The organism is Nesterenkonia ebinurensis, from assembly GCF_008711175.1.
Classification (GTDB): domain Bacteria; phylum Actinomycetota; class Actinomycetes; order Actinomycetales; family Micrococcaceae; genus Nesterenkonia; species Nesterenkonia ebinurensis.
The window spans coordinates 41,165-60,645 of record NZ_VWNF01000045.1 but is presented as its reverse complement, the minus strand read 5'-3'; the positions used below and the strand labels follow the sequence as shown (position 1 = coordinate 60,645).

18 protein-coding genes are annotated in these 19,481 nt (G+C 60.2%); 9 read left to right on the top strand and 9 right to left on the bottom strand.

Annotated elements, in window-relative coordinates; genetic code table 11:
* Nucleotides 1–26: 26 nt before the first annotated feature.
* The 3 genes from F0311_RS13120 to F0311_RS13110 all read right to left on the bottom strand — a co-directional run bounded on the left by F0311_RS13120 (nucleotide 27) and on the right by F0311_RS13110 (nucleotide 5,967).
* On the bottom strand, nucleotides 27–2,474 hold the full coding sequence (locus F0311_RS13120; protein ID WP_396897445.1) for a gamma-glutamyltransferase: 2,448 nt from the start codon (nucleotides 2,472–2,474) through the stop codon (nucleotides 27–29).
* A 454-nt stretch (nucleotides 2,475–2,928) separates the two neighbouring features.
* Complete coding sequence (qcrC, locus tag F0311_RS13115; RefSeq protein ID WP_150462390.1) at nucleotides 2,929–3,726, bottom strand: cytochrome bc1 complex diheme cytochrome c subunit; 798 nt, start codon at nucleotides 3,724–3,726, stop codon at nucleotides 2,929–2,931.
* A gap of 42 nt (nucleotides 3,727–3,768) precedes the next feature.
* Nucleotides 3,769–5,967, bottom strand: coding sequence for a transglycosylase domain-containing protein (locus F0311_RS13110; RefSeq protein WP_150462389.1), 2,199 nt, complete (start codon nucleotides 5,965–5,967; stop codon nucleotides 3,769–3,771).
* A 306-nt stretch (nucleotides 5,968–6,273) separates the two neighbouring features.
* Between F0311_RS13110 and F0311_RS13105 the strand changes: the two genes are divergently transcribed.
* Entirely contained in the window at nucleotides 6,274–7,464 is a 1,191-nt protein-coding gene (locus F0311_RS13105; protein WP_150462388.1) for a sensor histidine kinase, read from the top strand.
* 1 nt (nucleotide 7,465) lies between these two features.
* Nucleotides 7,466–8,116 carry a response regulator gene (locus tag F0311_RS13100; protein ID WP_150462387.1) on the top strand — a complete coding sequence of 217 codons (651 nt, stop codon included), beginning with the start codon at nucleotides 7,466–7,468 and terminating at the stop codon, nucleotides 8,114–8,116.
* A gap of 983 nt (nucleotides 8,117–9,099) precedes the next feature.
* On the opposite strand, the gene F0311_RS13095 is transcribed toward F0311_RS13100, so the two are convergent.
* A complete protein-coding gene (locus F0311_RS13095; protein ID WP_223881342.1) occupies nucleotides 9,100–9,603 on the bottom strand; it encodes a TspO/MBR family protein in 504 nt (167 codons plus the stop codon).
* 83 nt (nucleotides 9,604–9,686) lie between these two features.
* On the opposite strand from F0311_RS13095, the gene F0311_RS18140 reads away from it, so the two are divergent.
* Nucleotides 9,687–9,827, top strand: coding sequence for a hypothetical protein (locus F0311_RS18140; protein WP_191089928.1), 141 nt, complete (start codon nucleotides 9,687–9,689; stop codon nucleotides 9,825–9,827).
* 57 nt (nucleotides 9,828–9,884) lie between these two features.
* On the opposite strand, the gene F0311_RS13090 is transcribed toward F0311_RS18140, so the two are convergent.
* Nucleotides 9,885–10,211 carry a DUF3253 domain-containing protein gene (locus tag F0311_RS13090; RefSeq protein WP_223881341.1) on the bottom strand — a complete coding sequence of 109 codons (327 nt, stop codon included), beginning with the start codon at nucleotides 10,209–10,211 and terminating at the stop codon, nucleotides 9,885–9,887.
* Between the two features lie 380 nt (nucleotides 10,212–10,591).
* Here F0311_RS13090 and F0311_RS13085 point away from each other — a divergent pair, with 380 nt between their 5' ends.
* Genes F0311_RS13085 through F0311_RS13075 form a run of 3 tightly spaced genes read left to right on the top strand, consistent with a single transcriptional unit; the run spans nucleotide 10,592 to nucleotide 13,507 of the window.
* Nucleotides 10,592–11,674, top strand: coding sequence for a type III polyketide synthase (locus F0311_RS13085; RefSeq protein ID WP_150462385.1), 1,083 nt, complete (start codon nucleotides 10,592–10,594; stop codon nucleotides 11,672–11,674).
* A gap of 8 nt (nucleotides 11,675–11,682) precedes the next feature.
* On the top strand, nucleotides 11,683–12,375 hold the full coding sequence (locus F0311_RS13080) for a methyltransferase domain-containing protein (protein ID WP_150462384.1): 693 nt from the start codon (nucleotides 11,683–11,685) through the stop codon (nucleotides 12,373–12,375).
* Nucleotides 12,350–13,507: an FAD-dependent oxidoreductase gene (locus F0311_RS13075; RefSeq protein WP_223881340.1), complete on the top strand. Its 1,158-nt coding sequence runs from the start codon at nucleotides 12,350–12,352 to the stop codon at nucleotides 13,505–13,507. Before F0311_RS13080 ends, F0311_RS13075 begins: the two co-directional genes overlap by 26 nt.
* Here the strand turns inward: F0311_RS13075 and F0311_RS13070 are convergent, their stop codons facing one another.
* Complete coding sequence (locus F0311_RS13070; RefSeq protein WP_223881339.1) at nucleotides 13,508–14,362, bottom strand: UbiA family prenyltransferase; 855 nt, start codon at nucleotides 14,360–14,362, stop codon at nucleotides 13,508–13,510. It lies immediately after the preceding gene.
* 18 nt (nucleotides 14,363–14,380) lie between these two features.
* Between F0311_RS13070 and F0311_RS18135 the strand changes: the two genes are divergently transcribed.
* The 3 genes from F0311_RS18135 (at nucleotide 14,381) to F0311_RS19120 (ending at nucleotide 15,444) form a co-directional block, all read left to right on the top strand.
* Nucleotides 14,381–14,518 carry a hypothetical protein gene (locus F0311_RS18135; protein WP_191089927.1) on the top strand — a complete coding sequence of 46 codons (138 nt, stop codon included), beginning with the start codon at nucleotides 14,381–14,383 and terminating at the stop codon, nucleotides 14,516–14,518.
* Between the two features lie 365 nt (nucleotides 14,519–14,883).
* Nucleotides 14,884–15,117 carry a ribbon-helix-helix domain-containing protein gene (locus F0311_RS13065; protein ID WP_150462383.1) on the top strand — a complete coding sequence of 78 codons (234 nt, stop codon included), beginning with the start codon at nucleotides 14,884–14,886 and terminating at the stop codon, nucleotides 15,115–15,117.
* A 15-nt stretch (nucleotides 15,118–15,132) separates the two neighbouring features.
* Nucleotides 15,133–15,444, top strand: a complete 312-nt coding sequence (locus F0311_RS19120) for a type II toxin-antitoxin system RelE/ParE family toxin (protein WP_191089926.1) — start codon at nucleotides 15,133–15,135, stop codon at nucleotides 15,442–15,444.
* Between the two features lie 366 nt (nucleotides 15,445–15,810).
* On the opposite strand, the gene nrdF is transcribed toward F0311_RS19120, so the two are convergent.
* The 3 genes from nrdF to nrdI all read right to left on the bottom strand — a co-directional run bounded on the left by nrdF (nucleotide 15,811) and on the right by nrdI (nucleotide 19,473).
* Nucleotides 15,811–16,803 (bottom strand): class 1b ribonucleoside-diphosphate reductase subunit beta, encoded by a 993-nt coding sequence (gene nrdF / locus F0311_RS13055; protein WP_150462382.1) that lies wholly within the window; start codon nucleotides 16,801–16,803, stop codon nucleotides 15,811–15,813.
* An 88-nt stretch (nucleotides 16,804–16,891) separates the two neighbouring features.
* On the bottom strand, nucleotides 16,892–19,069 hold the full coding sequence (gene nrdE, locus F0311_RS13050; RefSeq protein ID WP_396897444.1) for a class 1b ribonucleoside-diphosphate reductase subunit alpha: 2,178 nt from the start codon (nucleotides 19,067–19,069) through the stop codon (nucleotides 16,892–16,894).
* Entirely contained in the window at nucleotides 19,036–19,473 is a 438-nt protein-coding gene (nrdI, locus tag F0311_RS13045; protein WP_150462380.1) for a class Ib ribonucleoside-diphosphate reductase assembly flavoprotein NrdI, read from the bottom strand. The genes nrdE and nrdI overlap by 34 nt, the downstream gene beginning before the upstream one ends.
* Between the last annotated feature and the right edge of the window lie 8 nt (nucleotides 19,474–19,481).

Here is a 19,481-nt window from a genome sequence, read left to right as displayed (position 1 = left end):
TTGATGGTGGCCATCTGGGGGTTCTGTTAGGGACTGCCCTCACCGCTGATGATACGGTGGGTGCCTTCTCGGCGGAAGTCATCAGCGCTGCTGATCTCCCCTGTGTCATAGTCGATATGCAGCAGATTCACTGAACCAAAGCTGGCCTGTGCATCTGGCCATACCTGTGTGCCCCAGCCGAGACTCTCAAGTCCGCCGATGGTCTGCGGGCCATGGCCTTCTTCCAAATAGATTACGTTGTTATCTGCCCGGAAGCGGCGAGTATTGATGGCCTCCTCTAGAGTGCGATCTTGTAGAGCCCATTGTGTAAGCACCGTGCCGACGATGTTGAGGATCTGGCGCCCGCCAGGGCTACCAATAACCAGTTCTGGACGCCCCTGGTCATCGAGGATCATCACGGGGTTGGACCATGTGACTGTACGCCGCCCTGGCTCTGGCTGGTTGGCCGGGGAATTGATGGCTTCGAATCGGGAAAGGTGGTTGTTGAGGAAGTATCCATCGACCATCTGACCAGAACCCCAGAAGGACATGATGGTGTTGGTCATGGAGACCGCCAGCCCGTTCTCATCTACCACGCTGATATGGGTGGTGTTGGGTGCATCAGCAGAACTGGCTGTTTGTATCTCCAGGGGGTTCTCCGACTGGAAGGTGGAAGACATCAATTGTGCGTTGGTTTCCGCGTCAGTCATCTCATCCACTGGAACGTCGACAAAGTTGGGATCGCCCAGTTGGGTGAACACAGACTCCTCAGCGATGAGCCAAGCTTGCGAAAGCGTGTCAATGTATTCGGCAGAGGCCGGGTCCATATCAGCGATCCCGTTGGCCTCTGCGACCTGCAGCATCTGAATCATCGGCGCCCCGGGTAAGGCCGGCGGGGGCCCCAGGATTTCGTAGTCTCCAAACGAGCCAGTGACTGGTTCGGTGACGATGACCTCATAATCGGCCAAGGACCCTGCGTCGATTCCTTCTGCCGAGGAGACAAGAGACTCAGCCAGGGGACCGGTGTAGAAGTCCTGCCACCCGTTCTCGCTGATGGCATTCAAAGTAGTGGCGAGGTCATCCTGAATGAGGATCTCCCCAACTGAGAGAGACTGCCCACCCGGTGCATAGTGATCAAGTCCACTGACCGCCGCCATGCCGTCGGGCTGCTGCATGCGTATTGAGAGGAACGAAGAGACTTCGAAGCCCTCAGCCGCCAAGACATAAGCGGGGGCGAGCACCTGGGACCATTCCAACTCTCCATAATCAGCATGCAGTTGCCCCATGCCTGCCACGAAACCGGGTATCCCGGTATTGCTGCTGGGAATCTGACCGTTGTTGTCAACCACTTCGCGGTAATCGTAGACGACCGGTTCACCAGCGGGACCAGCCAGAATCGCTGAGCCACCACCCCCGATCCCTGAGGCAAAGGGTTCAACCACAGACACGGCGAAAGCCACTGCAATGGCCGCATCCACTGCGTTGCCGCCCTCAGCCAGGATCTGTACCCCAGCCTCTGCTGCAAGGGGGTGCCCGGCGCTGACGCCTTGTTGCTCTAGGAGAGGCCCTGACTCGATCTCCGTTTCCGGGGTAGGTGACATATCGTCTATCTGCTGGCCGGGCTGGGTACCAGCAGGAGCAGGAGGCTCAGGGTCTTCATCTACGGGCAACGCGCAGGCCGTGACCACGATCGTGGCGATGGCAAAAATACTGGTACCGGTGAAGAGGCTGGTGGTTTTCATGGGTATTTTCCTCTTTTGAGTCCCAGATGCATCTGGGTCGTTTTCGGTCGTTGGATGAGTGGTGGAGGCCTGGCGTGGACTCTGTTGCGTCAGCCACCCCAATGGTGCAGCAATAACAAGCTCCAGCGGTCCCCTGCGGGGCATACGGAACCAAAGCATCGCGAAAACGAGGATGCCAGCGAAGATGACGATACTGACCAACAGACCTCGCGCTGTTGTCGGCGGGGGTTGCTGAACCCAGACTGCCAAGACCAGCAGATGGATCACATAGGCACTGAGCGGCATCCTCCCTGCCGTTGAGAAGAGGACGATTACGCGGCCCAGGTAGGGACTGAGCAACAGGAACCCGCCGAGGATCATGAGGGCCGTTCCGATGGCGCTGACCAGCCACAGGGGGGTGTGCGAGTGTCCATAAGCGGTTCGCAGCCAGTCGAAGCCCACAGCGGAAATGTCAGGTTCACCCAACCATCGCATTAGTGCCTGGGCTGTGAGGAAAGCTCCGAAGCCCGCCACTGTCCCCGAGACTAGTATTGTCCATTGGATCAGGGGTTGCCGGAGGTTTTGTCTGCCCAGCCATAGGCCGAAGACGAAGGGGGCAGCCCATACCAGCAGCGGGTAGGGGCCGGTGATCAGAACTGCCTCAACGATGCCGGTGGGGGTGTTCCCTAAGCTGGCTGGCCCTTGAGTAGCAGGCCCATCGTTATTGACCAGCATCCAGGCCAACGGACCTAGGACAATCCATGCTGCAGACATCCTGAGCAACCATCGGGAAGGCAATCTCTCCAGAAGAATGGCTGCGAAGAATAACGCCCCATAAAGGGGCAGGATCACACTGGCTCCGTGCGGCAGGGGCTGTAGCAGAAGCCCGACGAACAGCAGGACCAGTCCCCGCCAGGCCAGTCCGACAGCGGGACTGACAGTGTGGCTAGACACGGGGGATGTTGACCGACTGGTCATCAGGGCCACACTGACGCCGGCGAGAACAACAAACAAGATGGAAGCTCGCCCATACATGGATCGGATCGCATAAGAAGCTGGTCCGTCCAGAAGAAGAGGCCCCGTGTTGACGATGATCATGCCCAAGATCGCCACGGATCGGGCAGCATCAAGGGCGACCAGTCTCCCCTTTGCTTGGTGAGCACCCTCCTTCTGGCAGTCTGTGCCGGAGAGCGGTCCGAGGGCAGGCGATGTCATCATCTGCTGGTCCTCATGATGCCCGCGAGGTCAGCCACACCATGCCACCGATTACCAGGGAAAGCCCCAACGTCCAGATCAGCAGACCTTCAGGGACGGGTCCGAGGGACCCCAGACTGAAGCCACCAGGATTGGTCTGTGTATCCAAGGTATGTAGGTAGGTGATGATGTCTCTGGCGTCAGAGGGTGGGATATTGGCTTCATTGAAGACCGGCATCTGCTGCGGGCCCGTTCTCATGGCCTCATAGATATGACGTGCCTCGATGTTCTGGACACTGGGAGCGAAACGACCTTCTGGCAACGCTCCTCCAGCTCCGGCGGCGTTGTGGCACATGGCGCAGTTGATCCTGAACAACTCCCCGCCACGGGCAGCATCACCCTGGTCCGTGTCCAGCCATTCCTCCTCGGGCACAGCTGGTCCCGCGCCGAGAGACGCCACGTAGGCGGCCAGCTGGGCAGTCTGCTCATCGTTGAAGACCGGGTCTGTGGCCCGGACCTGAGGGCCGCTCATCTGCATCGGCATCCGTCCGGTCCCGACCTGGAAGTCAACCGATGCCGCGCCCACGCCCACCAGTGAAGGTCCAGCCCCGGTCCCTTCTGCGTTCATTCCGTGGCAGGTGGCGCAGTTGGCCACGTAGAGTCGCTGACCTCCTTCCACCTGATCTGCTGTATAGCCATCAGGCACATTGGATGCCTGGGCTTGATTGATGGTGATTGCCGTGGCATAGATGCCTCCAGTCACCAGCAGCGCTGTAAAAAGCAGCATGAGGTACGCCGCTGGGTGGCGTCTTTTGCCGGAGAGTATCTTCATGGGTGACTACTCCTTGGGATGTGCTGCAACGATGAGCGCGATTCAGGCGTCGTCGTTAGTGATCTGTGTTCCTTCGGATTGGCTGAAGCTATAGCGCCAAGCTCGTCGGTCCTCGAAGGGTGAATCCTCTGCTTCGGTGAAGTCACCGGTGGGGTAGTCTCCGGCCACATTGGAGGTGTACTGGTACCACATAGGCGCGGCCAGGGTCCCTCCGTATAGCTGTCCGCCGTAATAACGGCCGCCGATGGTGACATCGGCAAGTCTGTAGGCGGGGCCGGTGCCTTGCCAGCTACCGACATGAACGGTGCTGGTGATCCCTTCAGTGCCCCCGGCGAACCAGGTATTGGTGCCGTTGTGCGAGGTGCCAGTCTTGCCCAGCATCGGGAAGGCTGGGGCAGTATCGGGGATGTCCTCGGCGATATTGATCAGAGTGTCATTGACCTGGGCTGCAATATCCGGGTCTAAGACCTGCTCGCAGGCGATGTCTTGTCCGGAGTATTCGTTGCCATGAACATCAGTGATTTCCTCTATCACCCGGTGCTGGCACCGTTGCCCGTCGGAGGTGAACGCGGTGTAGGCCTCTGTCAGGGTCATCGGGGAAAGCTCTGTACCGCCGATGACAGCAGAGGGCGTTTCCACGAAGTCCACCGTGCGCCCACCTTGGCTGGTCGAGGTCGCCCGTTGGATTCCCATCCGTTCAGTGACTTCGTTGATCCGGCACAAATCCATCCCGTACGCTGTGGCCACAGTGGCGGTGTTCAGTGAGTAGTACAGTCCGAAGTCCACCGTGGTGTCCTGTCCATCCAGAGCCTCGATCACATTGCTCACTTCCCAGGCTTCGTCCTCTTCACCAAGCAGTTGAACGCTGCCACCTGGCATGCAGCCGGCTTCCCATTCCTCCCCGTAGGGGTATTCGTTCTCTGAGGAGGTGACGACGTCATCCATTGATCCGCCGCCCTCGACCCAGGCCGCGGCGACAAAGGGCTTCAGCGTCGATCCCACCGGGAACCCGCTGGATTCACCCCACGCCTGTTCCATGTTGTAGTTCACCGTGGTGTTGCCCGTTGAAAGATCTTCCCCGTCCGGGTTGTAATTGGTGGACTGGGCCATGGCCAGCACGTTTCCGGTACCGTTCTCCAGGGTCACGATGGTGCCAACTGCACCGGAATCATCGCCGACGGGAACGTTGGTGCGCAAAGTCCGTTCAGCCTCCTCCTGGATATCGGGTTCTAGGGTGGTGTGGATGCGCAGTCCACCGCGCTCCAGCAGTGCTCTACGTTCCTCTTCGGTGTCTCCGAAGGTGTCATCGGCAAGAATCAGCCGTTCGATGTAATCGCAGAAGTACGGGGCCGTCTGTGCTGCGATGCACCCTGATGCCGGCGGGTTTACGTTCTCAAGACCGAGGTCCGAGGCCACCGCCTGCTCGTACTCATCCTGGGTGATGTACTCATTACGCAGCATGGTGCCCAGCACCACATTGCGTCGGTCGGTCGCTGCGTCCGGGTTGGTCAAAGGGTCATAAAAATTTGGCGACTGCACCATGCCTGCCAGCAATGCTGACTGTTGAATATTCAGCTCAGCGGCTGGGATGCCCCAATAATATTGGGCGGCAGCCTCGACCCCGTAGTTCTGACGGCCCAGCAGCACGATGTTGAGATACCCGGCAAGGATCTCTTCCTTGGTCATTTCTTGTTCCAGTTGAACTGCCAGCCGTGCCTCATTCAGGCGATCTCCGAGCGTGGTCGTGCCTCCCATCACGAGATCTTCTCGACCTTCCAGATAGTCCGCATTGAGCAGGATCAGGCTGACGTACTGATGTGTAATGGTGGACCCGCCCTGGGTGGTGTCGCTGGTGAGGTTGTTTACCGCCGCCCGGATGATAGCCTGCGGGTCGGTGCCGTTGTGCTCATAGAACCGCTCATCCTCAATCGCGACGATGGCATTCTGCATGGGCTGAGAAATCTCATCGATATCTACTGGTGTGCGGTTTTCTGAATAAAAACGCGTGAGTTCTGACCCATCTGCTGCATAGACCACAGATGGCTGACTCAGCGGAGCCGACCTGAGTTCAGGCTGATTCTCATCCAGCACCGTCGAACTCATGGACGCTGCGGCACCAACCGTCAGTGCCGCGGGCAGCACTAATCCGGCCAGAATCGTCCCGCTTAGCACGCTGACGCTAAGGAACGCCACGATACGGCCGGTAGTGAAGGCCGTATCCAAAAAAGCGATACGCGACATGGGAAGGCCTCCTTCATCGTTGACCGTAAAACGAGAACCAGCAGACGCAGACCACGCACCTTGGAGGGGTGACTGCTACGAACACATACCCTGCACCAGCCTGGAGAGGGCATTCTCTGTGCTGTTCAAGAAGGCCCCTCGTCTACGGTTATTGATGCGCTCAGGGTTCAAGGACGTCATCGACTTTATGAGCTAGGACTTGTGGGCACATCGGATTCAGATCGATATCTCGTTCGCCCTGAAGCGACAGCCACATCGCTTTTGGGTGACTCCCTGACTGGATAAGGCCCAGCCTAGACTGGAGGGATGAGGCTGAAACCTGACCGCATGGTGAGCGGGCGAATCATGGGCACCATGAGAGAACGCTCCCAACTGGTTGATGTGTTTCTCGCCGCCGGGCTCGTACTGGTACTGAGCTGGATCAGTTATGTCTCTGAACCGTATGAACGTCCGGCTGACAAGTTTTCCTACATGCTTATTCTTGGACTAGGTGCCTTGTTACTGCTGAGGCGTCGATGGGCTCCCGCGATCCTCTTTGCCAGCCTCGGGATACTGATCATTTATCACCTGATGGGATACCCCGGAATAGGACTCGCCTTACCCTTAGCCCCTGCGCTCTATTCCACGGCAGAGTTTCACCGCAGCAAGTGGCCGGGATGGGCGGCCGTGACATTAGTGTTCACGTTCCTGGTCTGGAAAGTCGTGACCTCCACCACGGAGAAACCGCCCACTGATTTCGTCACCGACGCCGGGCCGGATATCGCACTGATGGCCGCAGTGATTGCTCTCGGAGACAGCGTGCGAGCTCGCCGGTCCATGAAACTGCGGACACAGCGTCTTCTGGAGGTGACCGCCGAGCAGGAACGCAGCCAGGCCCAAGCCGCTTCGGCCGAAGAGAGAACCCGTATCGCCCAAGAACTCCACGACGCGCTGGGCCATCAGGTCACACTGATTTCTACGCATTCGCACGTTGCACGTGAAGCCATTCGACAGGACCCAGCTGCCGCCGAATCATCACTGGCTATCATCGGGGAAACCAGTCGGCGCATGATGTCCGAACTGCGCCAGACAGTAAGCACCCTGCGCAGCCGAAACCTCGCCCCCACGCCTGTGTCCCTCGAAAACCTGGAATCCACACTCTTCAAAGGCTCGCCCATTGAGGTCCGGCCAGAGATCAGCATTTCGTCCACTCTTCCTGAACCAGTCAGTCGTGCGGCCTACCGGATCATTCAGGAAGCACTGAACAACATCGCGAAACATTCCAGAGCCCGTCAGGCACGGGTAACTATCACCGAAGAAGACGAAGAACTTGCTATCAGCGTCCAGGATGACGGACCCCGATACTCCAGGGTCCGAGGGGAGACTGAAGGTTTCGGGCTGATTGGCATGGCTGAACGGTGCGAAGCTCTCGGTGGCCGGCTGAAGGCAGAGCCGTTGAATGATGGGTTCCGTGTGAGCGCATCGTTACCGCTGAAAACCGCTGTGACAGGAGTATGAGATGATTCGCATTCTCCTTGTCGATGACCAGGACCTTCTGCGAGCCGGAATCAAAGCTTTGCTGAGTAATGACCCGGATATCCGAGTAGTCGGGGAAGCTGGGAATGGCAAAGAAGCCCTGCGGAAAGCAGCAGAGCTTGCCCCCGACGTCGTGCTGATGGATATCCGCATGCCCATAATGGACGGTATCGAGGCCACCCGCAGGATTCTCAAAGAACCGGAGAATCGAGCGAACGTGCTCATCCTGACCACATTCGACGACGACACCGAAGTGTTCAACGCCATACGCGCCGGTGCCTGCAGTTATCTGCTCAAAGACAGCCCACCGGATGAACTCCGCCGTGCGGTGAAAGCCGCCGCAGAAGGGGTCAGCCTTCTCTCTCCGCAGATCACGCGGAAGCTCATGGACCATGCGGCCTCAGGTGGTCAGGACGAGTCCGATGTCGATCTGTCCTCATTGACCGGTCGAGAGATTGAGGTCATGCGCGGGGTCGGATTGGGGCAAAACAACTTGGAGATAGCCGCGGAGCTGTTCCTGAGTCCCGCGACCACCCGGACCTATGTCAGCAGGATCCTGACGAAGCTCGGGCTTAGGGACCGTACTGAACTTGCGTTGCTGGCACACCGAGCCAGGCTGTACTCAGATAGATAGTCTCCTAGTCGGTCCGCTGCTGCAGAAGCAGGCGATATGTGATGTCACGTACAGCCGGACTAGCCCCCTGTGCCATCAGCGTGCCAGGTTGGGGGGGGGAGGGGAGAGAGATGGTGTGCCGAAATCCCGGGAACTCAGGTCCCCGGGCCATGAGTTCCCGGGATTCTGACACACCCTTTTGGAAGTACTAGAGTCTTAGTTCTTTCCGGGAGCCTGGGTGAGGCGGATTCGCGCGGTTTCTGCGGCGGTACCTGTTGTTCGGCCCCACGCGTTCCCCTCTAGGCAAAGAAGTGGCGTCTGGCCGTTGGAGTGGATGTGTTTAGAGGCATGGCCACCATTGGCGTTTCGGTTCCCGATGGGCTCAAGGACTACATCGATCAGAGGGTTGCCCGCGGTGACTATGGCTGGGCCGACGAGTACCTGACTGAGAAAGCCGGCTAAGACCGCGACCGGTATGAGACTCAGCGGCATGCACTTCACCAGAAGGTCCTTGATGGGATGGACGCAGGACCTGGCGTGCCATGGTCAGATGTTCGGGCCGAAATTGGGTCCTCCACCTGATCTTCCCGTTGCGCCCGTAGAGTTCTCTGGATTCTACCGCGTGAAGCTTCTATCCCTCATAGACTCGCTCGACTACTCTCCAAAGCATAAGGGGATACTGAGATCGATGTCTCGAACTGGAGTATCGCCGAGCTCCGAGATGGGGGTTGATGCTCCTGGCTCTCCCCTAGCTCGATAAAGCAATCCGTGTCCAGCACATCCAGGACGGTCGCCCTGGTCGGCTTCATTCGCTGGTTGCCCTTGGTATTTGGAATACTACGGAAATGCTGTGGATCGGCCCGGTGAGGCCCCTGCTGAAACAACTACTCGCACTTTGCCTAGCATTCATGTGACGTATAGTGCTCCCTATACTGAGGCCCGTTGTCGGTTTGATCATGGTCAGTGTGGCCGATGGAGAGTGTGGCAGGTGTGGGACGTTCGGATCAGTTCGCCATCGCGATGTAGAGGTTGAGCGAGGCGGCGTAGATCACCCATGCCAGATAGGGAAGCAGAAGAACTGCTCCGAGTCGGCTGATCGGCCAGAACGCGCGGATGGTCAGTGCGAGCAGGACGATCAGCATCAGGATGACTCCCATGGCGGCCCAGAGCGCGGCGGTTCCCCAGGCAGGGTAGCCGGCGAAGAACAGCGGGGACCAGATGCTATTCAGGACGAGTTGGGCGATGTAGAGGCCGAGCGCCGCCCAGACCGCAAACGTAAGGCGTCGTCGCCAGACCAGCCAGGCTGCGACGCCCATCATGATGTATAGCGTTGTCCATACCGGGCTGAAGACCCAGCTGGGCGGGTTCCACGGTGCGACGTCGGCCTCGGAATACCAACCGTCGGTATGCTCCGAGGTGGCTTGGCTGCCGAGGAATCCCACGAGCAGAGGGACGGCGATCATCACGGCGAGCCCGAGAATTTGGACAGTGCGGGTCTGGCCGGCCATATCACTCCAGATCAGAGCCTCCGCGGGGACTCGTAGGAGGCGCGGATAAAAACAGCCTACGGGTGAATAGCTAGTCTGACGAGATGACGAACCCTGCCGCCGAGGAGCGCCGTGCCCTGCAGCCGCTGGCGTCACCGCGCCCCCTGAATGTTGAGCTGACCGGCGTACCCGGGCCGCAGGCAGAGAAGAAGACAGCGTTCGACGGCGGCCCAGGGACTCGGTGACGCGTGGCCCAGCACGGGGCACCGCTGGAGCTTGCCGGGTCGCCGACCTGTCGGCGGTCAGAGCGCGAGGTCCGGCCCGGCGCCCAAACGAATCGGTCCTCGAGCATCGATTCCAACGGGCTGGCCGTTCTGAGTGATGCACACATGACCCTCGGCTGAAAGCTCACCGGCCACCTCGCGGGCCAACTGCACCACTTCACGCCAGTCCTCGCCTCCGACCACACGGGCCGCGTCGCTGGGGCATATCGTGGAACCTTCTCGGTGCCGAAGCAAGGCACGGATCGTCGCCGAGAGACGATCGCGCCGGCCATCGTCTGTCGGCTCCCACCACGGCTCCCCGCGCTCCCCCAACGCAACCTTGGCATCCCGGACGCGAAACCGCACGTCGTCTCCACGAGTTTTGACTAGTCTGCGCGCGGCCATAAGTTCCTTCACAAGTTCTGCACGGAGCTGTTCTGGGATGGCAGGGTCCGATGTGCGCCACTTCCGTCCCCCAACAATGATGTATCGTCCGTCGTCGGTTCTCGCGTGCTCAGTCACGTGATGCACTGTACGCCCGAACGGAACCGAGAGGCACCCCCTCGCGATGCTGGCGCTGAGCACAGCGGGGTGTGCTGCGGCAGGAAGGTGATACCTGACGATTACGAAGACGGGCTTTACAGAAGCTGGCTGTCTCGTGACGTTCCAGTGTCATTTGGGCGTTTTTCAGTCCTTCCAGGTTCCGCCTGGATACAACCTCCCAGCGGGCATGGTTTAGTGGTGACATGCCCGCGCGCATCGTTTCGATCGGTACTGCTGTGCCTGCCACGTCCGTCTCGCAGCCGGACCTGCGTGATTTCTTTGCGGAACAGCCGTCCACGGGAAAGCTCGCACGTCGCTACATCAGCGCCGCCTTCGACGCGGCGGGGATCGCGACCAGGCACACGGTGCTCAGCGGACTAGGGGGAACTCCGGATGGCACCTTTATCTCTGCCGAAGGCGAGCTGCTGGTCCCTTCCACAGGCGAGCGCAACGATCTCTACCGTCACGCCGCACCCCCGCTCGCTGCGGAGGCTGCAAGCAAAGCGTTGCGTGAGGGGCAGGTTGCGGCGCACCAAGTCACGCATGTCGTCACTGTCTCCTGCACCGGGTTTTTCGCCCCGGGACTCGACTACCGCCTGGTGCGCGACCTTGGCCTATCCACACAGGTTCAGCGCAGCCATCTGGGCTTTATAGGTTGTGCCGCTGCACTGCCGGCACTGCGTACGGCGTCACAGATCACTGCAGCACAGCCCGAGGCGGTCGTTCTGGTCGTCTGCGTGGAACTGTGCTCCCTCCACGTGCGCAACAGTCCCGACCCCCAGCAGATCGTTTCAGCGTCAGTCTTTGCCGACGGGGCTGCTGCAGTGCTTATCACCGCTGATGAGACGACCGGTGTGGCGGGAGGCATCTTCCTTGACCGCTTCGCGACTACCTTGACGGAAGCGGGCGAAACGGACATGGTCTGGACCATTGGCGACCAGGGATTCGAGATGACGCTCTCTGCCGAAGTGCCACGAATTATAGGACATGAAATCCGCGGAGCCGTGGACTCGTTTCTCGACGGCGAACCACCGCCAGATATCTGGGCGATACACCCCGGCGGACGCAGCGTTCTCGATCGAGTTGAGGCCGGTCTGGATCTGGACAGCTCGGCTATTGCTGCTTCCCGTGCTGTTCTTCACGAGTACGGCAACATGTCCAGCGCCACTATTCTGTTCATTCTGCGCCGACTCCTGCGGGACACCGCCATCAGCGGGCCGATCGCTGCCATAGCGTTCGGCCCGGGGCTCACCGTGGAGACTGCCCTTTTGCGCAAAGGTCCGTGAGCCGGTCCGTGAATCTTTCCAAGCGGGACGCCGAACTACGTGAGCTGATGGATGATCCTCACTGTGATCCCCAACGGCTGCACGCCACGCTGCGTCGCTTCGGACTGGTGAACCGCCTTGTGGCGGGTTGGGACACTGTTTACCGCACCTCTCTCCGCCCGACCTTCTCAGACCTGAAGCGCCCCGCCCGCGTGCTGGATCTGGGCTCTGGAGGAGGGGATGTCATCGAGCGACTGGCCGGTCTGGCCGCAGGCGATGGTTTCGACGTGCACTGGACCGGTGCAGATCCTGATCCGCGAGCCTACACGGTGACACGGCGGAGAGAAGTACCCCAGGCAACGTTCCTCTGTGCCGATGCCCAAGCCCTGATTGATCATCGCCAGAGGTTCGATGTCGTGATATCAAACCACGTCCTCCATCACCTCGAACCGGAGGAGCTGCTGGAGTTTACGCAGACCTCGCGGGACCTGTCCTCCGGCAAGGTCATCCATAGCGATATTGCTCGTGGCAGGCTCGCGTACTGTCTCTTCGCTGTGGGCATCATCCCACTGGCCCCGGGAACCTTCCTGCGGGTGGATGGTCTGCGATCCATCAGGCGCAGCTATTCGCGCCACGAGCTCTCTGCCGCACTGGGATCCGAATGGAATGTCACCTCACCTGTACCGTTTCGACTGATTGCTGAAACAAGTGGCCGCGCCTGAGGTCATCATCATCGGCGCGGGTCCGGTAGGTCTTCTGATGGCGGCCGAGCTGGCCCGCCGCAGCATCACTGTTGAAGTCCTGGAACAACGCCCGATGGCCAGCCCTGGCACGCGGGCCATCGGGGTCCATGCCCCAGTGCTGGCCGCACTTGAGGCCTCAGGACTGACCGGTGTCCTGTTAGATCAGGCCCACCGTGTGACGGGTGGTGAAGCTCGTTCACAGGGTCGCCTACTCGGCACAGTGCGCTTTGACAAGCTCTCCGTCCGGTTCCCTTTTGTCGCTACGCTGCCGCAGTCCGTGACCGAACAGGTGCTCAGTCAGGCGGCTCCGCCTGTCAGCCGCGGAGTGCAGGCCACCGCTCTGGAGCCCGCTGCGGATCAGGTTTACGTCCACACCACGGCCGGGAAACGCAGGGCCGGGTTGGTCATCGTGGCAGGGGGCGCTCGCTCTCGGCACCTGGTGTACAAGAATCCTGAGAGTCACACCTACCGTGACCGATACCTGATGACTGACGTGCCTGTAGCCGATCAAGCAAGTGCCACCACGGCAGTGGTGCACCTCGATGACATCGGCGTACTGGAGTCCTTCCCCCTTCCCGGGGGGCAGCGGCGATTCGTTGCGTGGGATCGACCGGGATCCTCCACTGATCCCCAAGCGCAGCAAGACCGTATGGAACGCGCGCTGACCGCACGGGGAGAGACGGTCATTGGCCGCACCTCGGGATTCGGTGTCCGCCGCTACGTAGCTCCACGAATGCGCAACGGACGCATTATTGTGATTGGAGACGCGGCCCACGAGGTGAGTCCAATCGGCGGACAGGGCATGAACTTGGGGCTGCTCGACGCGGCGACTCTGGCCCCGCTCCTCGGGCAGTGGCTCGCTACCCGCGTTCCTCCTCTGGAGGCTCTCCACACGTGGGAGCGGGCCCGGCTCACCTCCAGTTATCGTGCAGCCAAGCTTGCCGGGATGAATACCCTTCTGGGGCGCCCCGCCCCAGCACCAGTTGACGCAGTACGGCGCCATGGGCTCCGGATCATGCTAGGTCCGGGGACCGGCGCACTCTTCGCACGGGCTTACTCGATGGGGTTCGACCGGGTAAACGGCTCAGCGGACACCCTCCCTGACCACTAACTAGCCGGCCAACGAGCCCCCGGAGACAATCAGCTGAACCGCCAGCAGCAGTGCTGCCAGCATCACCAAGCGAAACAGTATCCGTCCTGGTCGTCCCAGACCAGCGAGGACCAGGGTCATCACTACCACGCTGACGACGACGCCACAGAACACCCACGAGACAACGGGCACCTCGGCAGCTTGGCCCCCGCTCGGCCCGAGCGTGGCCGCAAACGCTCCGACCAACACGGCTGCGGCGGCGAGCCAGACGGATCCCTGCCCACCGATCCGGTGCGGCAGTCCGCGTATCCCCGTACGCGCGTCGTCGTCGAGGTCAGGCAGCACATTCGTCAGATGGATAGCAGCACCCAGTGATCCGCCAGCCAGCCACGCCCACGTGGCTGCAAGTTCGGGCTCGGAGGCTGAAAGGGTGGCAAGGGAAGGGAATATCCCGAAGGTGATGAGAAAGGGGACGATGGACCACGGAGTCGCCTTCAGGCCGGCGTTGTAGGACCACGCCGATACGAGCGCGAGGGCGTGTGCCACCATCACCCCAAAGCCCAGTGGCACCGATAAGACCAGAGCGAGGAAGAAGCATCCGATCGCAGCGCCCCAGGCGGTCCGGATACTGACATCACCGCGCGCCACGGGCTTATCTGCTCGTCCCACGGCGCGGTCCCGGTCAGCGTCGATGGCGTCATTGGAGATACCTATCGAGAGCTGCCCGACGAAGACCGCCATCATCAGTAGCATCGTTCGCCCGAGTTCCAACCCCACAGCCACCGAGAGCGCCGCCGCAAGCACGGTCACCACGACGGTAGGCCCTGGATGGGAGGAGCCCCATAGTCCGAACATCGCTCTACGCATATTGGTCATGGCTTCAGTGTGTCACCGGTGCCGCTGACGGAACCGCCGCTGCTGGAGCTCTTCTTGAGCGTCGACTCGGCAGTCGGAGCCTTCTTCGCACCTGCTGTGATTATCTACGAAAAAACCTCTCCGCCGGACGAGACTTTCCCCAAGGATTCGGCGTGATCATCGACCGGCCCGCCTTCCTGCCAGCTTCAGCGGATTCGACAATCTCCAAGACCTCGCCAAGATCCGCGGCCTTATCGGCGATGAGCACATCTGCGGATCCGGGACCCTTACCAGGCCTTGCGGCGACAACTCAGGACATCGGTCTCAGAAGTCCCAGCTCTTGCCAAGCGGCCTGGGTGAGGCGGAATCTCGAGGTTTCTGAGGCGGCACCAGTTGCTCGTGCCCCTGCGTGCCACTCGTGGGAAGAAGCAGCGTCTCGCTGTGAGAGTGGAGTTCTTTCACGCGCTCGAGTCTACTCCCCTTGGCTGAAGATGGACCATCGATTCAGTGACAGGTGTGTATCGGAGTTCTAGACTAGAGGCATGGTCACCATCAGTGTTTCGGTTCCCGATGAGCTCAAAGAGTACATCGATCAGAGGGTTGCCCGCGGGGATTACGCCTCTGCCGAGGAGTATCTGGCCGAGAAGGCTCGTGAAGATCGCGACCGGTATGAAGTTCAGCACCAAGCTCTTCGCCAGAAGATCCTGGACGGTATGAACTCAGGTCCTGGTGTGCCCTGGTCAGCGGTTCGGACCGAAGCTCAATCTTCCACCTGATCCATCCGTGATCCCGTGAAGCCGGTAGAGCTCTCTCCCCTTGCCCGAGAAGACTTTCTCAGTACTTATCGCCAGTACCTCCTGGATGCCGGACCCGAAGTCGCCAATCGATTCTCCGACATGGTGGACGAAGCTGTGACCACGATCACCGAATCTCCTGGCGTCGGATCTCTGCGCTATGTCGAGATTCTTGAGGTACCGGGTCTTCGGTACATCACTCCACCGCGTTTTCCGTACCTCATCTTCTATCTCGAGCATCCTCACGTCATCCGGGTTGAACGAATGCTGCATACCAGCAGCGACATTGACCACCACTTTTCGACGTAACTAAGCACTGAAGCTTCAGACACCCTTGCGGCGCTCAGCCAGGAAGAACTGAACCCGCTCCGACCGAACATGATCATGAGGAACTGCCCGCCTCTCAAGCTTGGCCGACTCTTTGGTGGACCGCACAGCGAACTGCTTAATCGTCTCTTTGCTCACCGCACCACGTTTCACAGCTCGCTCCTTTTTAACGCGCCTGGCCCTCTATCCTCAATCTTGCCGTGAGCAGCTGACCCTAATTAGGTGCAACTTTCATGTCCGTCCTCCTGTGTTCGTTGGGAGGAGGCACGAAAAAGGGCCCGGACCTGCAGAAACCTGCGGATCCGGGCCCCTTACCAGGCCTTGCGGCGACAACTCAGGACATCGGTCTCAGAAGTCCCAGTCCTCGTCTTCGGTCTCGACGGCCTTGCCGATGACGTAGGAAGAGCCGGATCCGGAGAAGAAGTCATGGTTCTCGTCCGCGTTGGGGCTGAGCGCGGAGAGGATGGCCGGGTTCACATCAGTGACATCTGCGGGGAACATCGCCTCATAGCCCAAGTTCATCAGGGCCTTATTGGCGTTGTAGTGCAGGAACTTTTTCACGTCCTCGGCCAGTCCGACCCCGTCGTAGAGGTCATGGGTGTAGGCGACCTCGTTGTCGTAGAGCTCGAAGAGCAGCTCGAAGGTGTAGTCCTTCAGCTCCTGGCGGCGTTCCGGGGTCTCAAGCTCCAGGGCGCGCTGGTACTTATAGCCGATGTAGTAGCCGTGCACAGCCTCATCGCGGATGATCAGACGGATGATGTCCGCAGTGTTGGTCAGCTTAGCCCGTGAGGACCAGTGCATCGGCAGATAGAAGCCGGAGTAGAAGAGGAAGGACTCCAGGATGGTGGAGGCCACCCGCTTCTTCTGCCCGTCCGAGCCGTGGTAGTAGTCCATGACGATCTGCGCCTTGCGCTGCAGGTGCGGATTCTCACGCGACCAGCGAAAGGCGTCGTCGATCTCCTTGGTGGAGCACAGGGTGGAGAAGATCTGTGAATAGGACTTGGCGTGCACCGACTCCATGAAGGCGATATTGGTCAGCACCGCCTCCTCGTGCTGGGTCAGCGAATGCGGGATCAGCGCCACCGCACCCACAGTGCCCTGAATGGTGTCCAGCAGGGTCAGACCGGTGAAGACCCGCATGGTGAGGGTCTTCTCCTCTTCGGTGAGTGTGGCCCAGGACTGCACGTCATTGGACACCGGGACTTTCTCCGGCAGCCAGAAGTTGTTGACCAGACGGTTCCAAACCTCACCGTCCTTCTCGTCGGGCAGGCGGTTCCAGTTGATCGCCTCAACATGGTCGAGCAGTGTGGAGGAGGTCTCTGCCTCGACTGATGTGGTCACTGTTGCTCCGGTTCTTCCCTTGAGTGGTTCTTGTCTGTTGCGTCAGTAAAGCCGGTGGAGCGGCGTTGTTTCGCTCCTGCTGAATCCCCTACAGCATGCAGGAGACGCAGCCCTCAACCTCAGTGCCCTCCAGGGCCAGCTGGCGCAGCCGGATGTAGTAGAGGGTCTTGATGCCCTTCTTCCACGCGTAGATCTGCGCCTTGTTGATGTCCCGGGTGGTGGCGGTGTCCTTGAAGAACAGGGTCAGGCTCAGTCCCTGGTCCACATGCTGGGTAGCCGCCGCGTAGGTATCGATGATCTTCTCGTACCCGATCTCATAGGCGTCCTGGTAGTACTCCAGGTTGTCATTGGTCAGATAGGGCGCCGGGTAGTAGACCCGGCCGATCTTGCCTTCTTTGCGAATCTCGATCTTGGAGGCCACCGGGTGGATGGAGGAAGTGGAGTTGTTGATGTAGCTGATCGAGCCGGTGGGCGGGACCGCCTGCAGATTCTGGTTGTAAATACCGTGGGTCTGCACCTCGAACTTCAGCCGGCGCCAATCCTCCTGGGTGGGGATGTGCACATGGGCGAAGAGCTCACGCACCTTGGCGGTCTTAGGCTCCCATGCCTGCTCGGTGTACTTGTCGAAGAACTCCCCAGCGGCGTAGGTGGAGTTCTCGAAACCGTCGAAGGTCTCCCCGGTCTCCTTGGCGATCTGGTTGGAGGCGCGCAGGCAGTGGTAGAGCACCGTGTAGAAGTAGATATTGGTGAAGTCCAGGCCCTCCTCGGAGCCGTAGTGCACCCGCTCCCTGGCCAGGTAGCCGTGCAGGTTCATCTGACCCAGCCCGATGGCGTGGGTGCGCTTATTGCCCTCGGCGATCGAGGGCACCGACTCGATGTAGGACATATCCGAGACCGCGGTCAGCGAGCGGATGGCGGTCTCGATGGTGGAGCCGAAATCCGGGGAGTCCATAGTCTTGGCGATGTTCAGCGAACCGAGATTGCAGGAGATGTCCTTGCCCACGGTGGCATAGCCGAGGTCGGCAGCGTATTCGCTGGGCTCGGAGACCTGCAGGATCTCGGAGCACAGGTTGGACATGGTGATCCGGCCGGCCACCGGGTTGGCCCGGTTCACCGTGTCCTCGAACATGATGTAGGGGTAGCCGGATTCGAACTGGATCTCGGCCAAGGTCTGGAAGAACTCCCGGGCATTGATCTTGGACTTACGGATCCGGGCGTCGTCGACCATCTCGTAGTATTTCTCGGTGACCGAGATCTCGGTGAACGGCTTGCCGTAGACCCGCTCCACGTCATAGGGCGAGAACAGGTACATATCCTCGTTCTTCTTAGCCAGCTCAAAGGTGATGTCCGGAATCACCACGCCCAGGGAGAGGGTCTTGATGCGGATCTTCTCATCGGCGTTCTCGCGCTTGGTGTCCAGGAACCGGTAGATGTCCGGATGGTGAGCGTTGAGGTACACCGCACCGGCCCCCTGCCGGGCACCGAGCTGATTGGCATAGCTGAAGGAGTCCTCCAGCAGCTTCATCACCGGGATCACCCCGGAGGACTGGTTCTCGATCTGCTTGATCGGCGCCCCGTGCTCACGGATGTTAGTCAGCGAGAGGGCGACGCCGCCGCCTCGCTTGGAGAGCTGAAGGGCTGAATTGATGCCGCGGGCGATGGACTCCATATTGTCCTCGATGCGCAGCAGGAAGCAGCTGACCAGCTCGCCGCGCTGCTTCTTGCCGGCGTTGAGGAAGGTGGGGGTGGCCGGCTGGAAGCGACCGGAGATGATCTCCTCCATCAGGGCAATAGCGTGCTCCTCATTGCCGCGAGCCAGGTAGAGGGCCACCATGCACACCCGGTCCTCGAACCGCTCCAGGTAGCGGTTACCGTCGAAGGTCTTCAGCGCGTAGGAGGTGTAGAACTTGAAGGCGCCCAGGAAGGTGGGGAACCGGAACTTGTGCCCGTAGGCTTCGGCCCAGAGCCGATGGATGAACTCGTCGCTGTACTGAGCCAGGGTCTCGGCCTCGTAATAGTCGTTCTCCACCAGGTACTTCAGCTTCTCGTCCAGGTCGTGGAAGAAGACGGTGTTGACGTTGACGTTGTCCAGGAAGTACTTCCGGGCAGCCAGCTGATCGGCTTCGAACTGGATCTTTCCGTCTGCGCCATAGAGGTTGAGCATGGCGTTGAGGTCCTGGTAGGACAACTCCGCCCACTCCGGGGGGAACTCCTTGGCCAGGGCCGGCTCGGCTACACGGCTGAGAGGCTTGACTGCTGTTTCCAAAACTCTTCCAATCCTTTGTGGACTTTGGACACATCCTCTGGAGTGCCCATCAGCTCGAACCTGTACAGGTGCGGCACATTGCATTTGGCGGCGACGATGTCACCGGCGATGCAGTAGCTTTCGTGAAAATTGGTGTTGCCCGCCCCGATCACGCCTCGCAGCAGCCTCCGGTTGGACTCCACATTGAGGAACTTGATGACCTGCTTGGGCACCGATCCCCTGCCGCCATTGGCCCCATAGGTGGGCAGGACCAGCACATAGGGCTCAGTGGCTTGGAGGGTCTCAGCCCCGGTGTGCACCGGCAGCCGGGCGGTCTCCTCCTCAGGCATGCGCAGCTTCTCCACAAACCGGTGGGTGTTGTTCGACACCGAGGAGAAGTAGATCAGCCTGGCTGAGGTGAGCATGCTGGGCC

Bases quoted from the DNA above. Each gene is read 5' to 3' on its own strand.
- qcrC (WP_150462390.1), bottom strand. From the start codon at position 3,726: ATGAAGATACTCTCCGGCAAAAGACGCCACCCAGCGGCGTACCTCATG.
- F0311_RS13085 (WP_150462385.1), top strand. From the start codon at position 10,592: ATGCCCGCGCGCATCGTTTCGATCGGTACTGCTGTGCCTGCCACGTCC.
- F0311_RS13100 (WP_150462387.1), top strand. From the start codon at position 7,466: ATGATTCGCATTCTCCTTGTCGATGACCAGGACCTTCTGCGAGCCGGA.
- F0311_RS18140 (WP_191089928.1), top strand. From the start codon at position 9,687: ATGACGAACCCTGCCGCCGAGGAGCGCCGTGCCCTGCAGCCGCTGGCG.
- F0311_RS13070 (WP_223881339.1), bottom strand. From the start codon at position 14,362: ATGACCAATATGCGTAGAGCGATGTTCGGACTATGGGGCTCCTCCCAT.
- nrdI (WP_150462380.1), bottom strand. From the start codon at position 19,473: ATGCTCACCTCAGCCAGGCTGATCTACTTCTCCTCGGTGTCGAACAAC.
- F0311_RS13065 (WP_150462383.1), top strand. From the start codon at position 14,884: ATGGTCACCATCAGTGTTTCGGTTCCCGATGAGCTCAAAGAGTACATC.
- F0311_RS13095 (WP_223881342.1), bottom strand. From the start codon at position 9,603: ATGGCCGGCCAGACCCGCACTGTCCAAATTCTCGGGCTCGCCGTGATG.
- F0311_RS13105 (WP_150462388.1), top strand. From the start codon at position 6,274: ATGAGGCTGAAACCTGACCGCATGGTGAGCGGGCGAATCATGGGCACC.
- F0311_RS13110 (WP_150462389.1), bottom strand. From the start codon at position 5,967: ATGTCGCGTATCGCTTTTTTGGATACGGCCTTCACTACCGGCCGTATC.
- F0311_RS13120 (WP_396897445.1), bottom strand. From the start codon at position 2,474: ATGTCTGCAGCATGGATTGTCCTAGGTCCGTTGGCCTGGATGCTGGTC.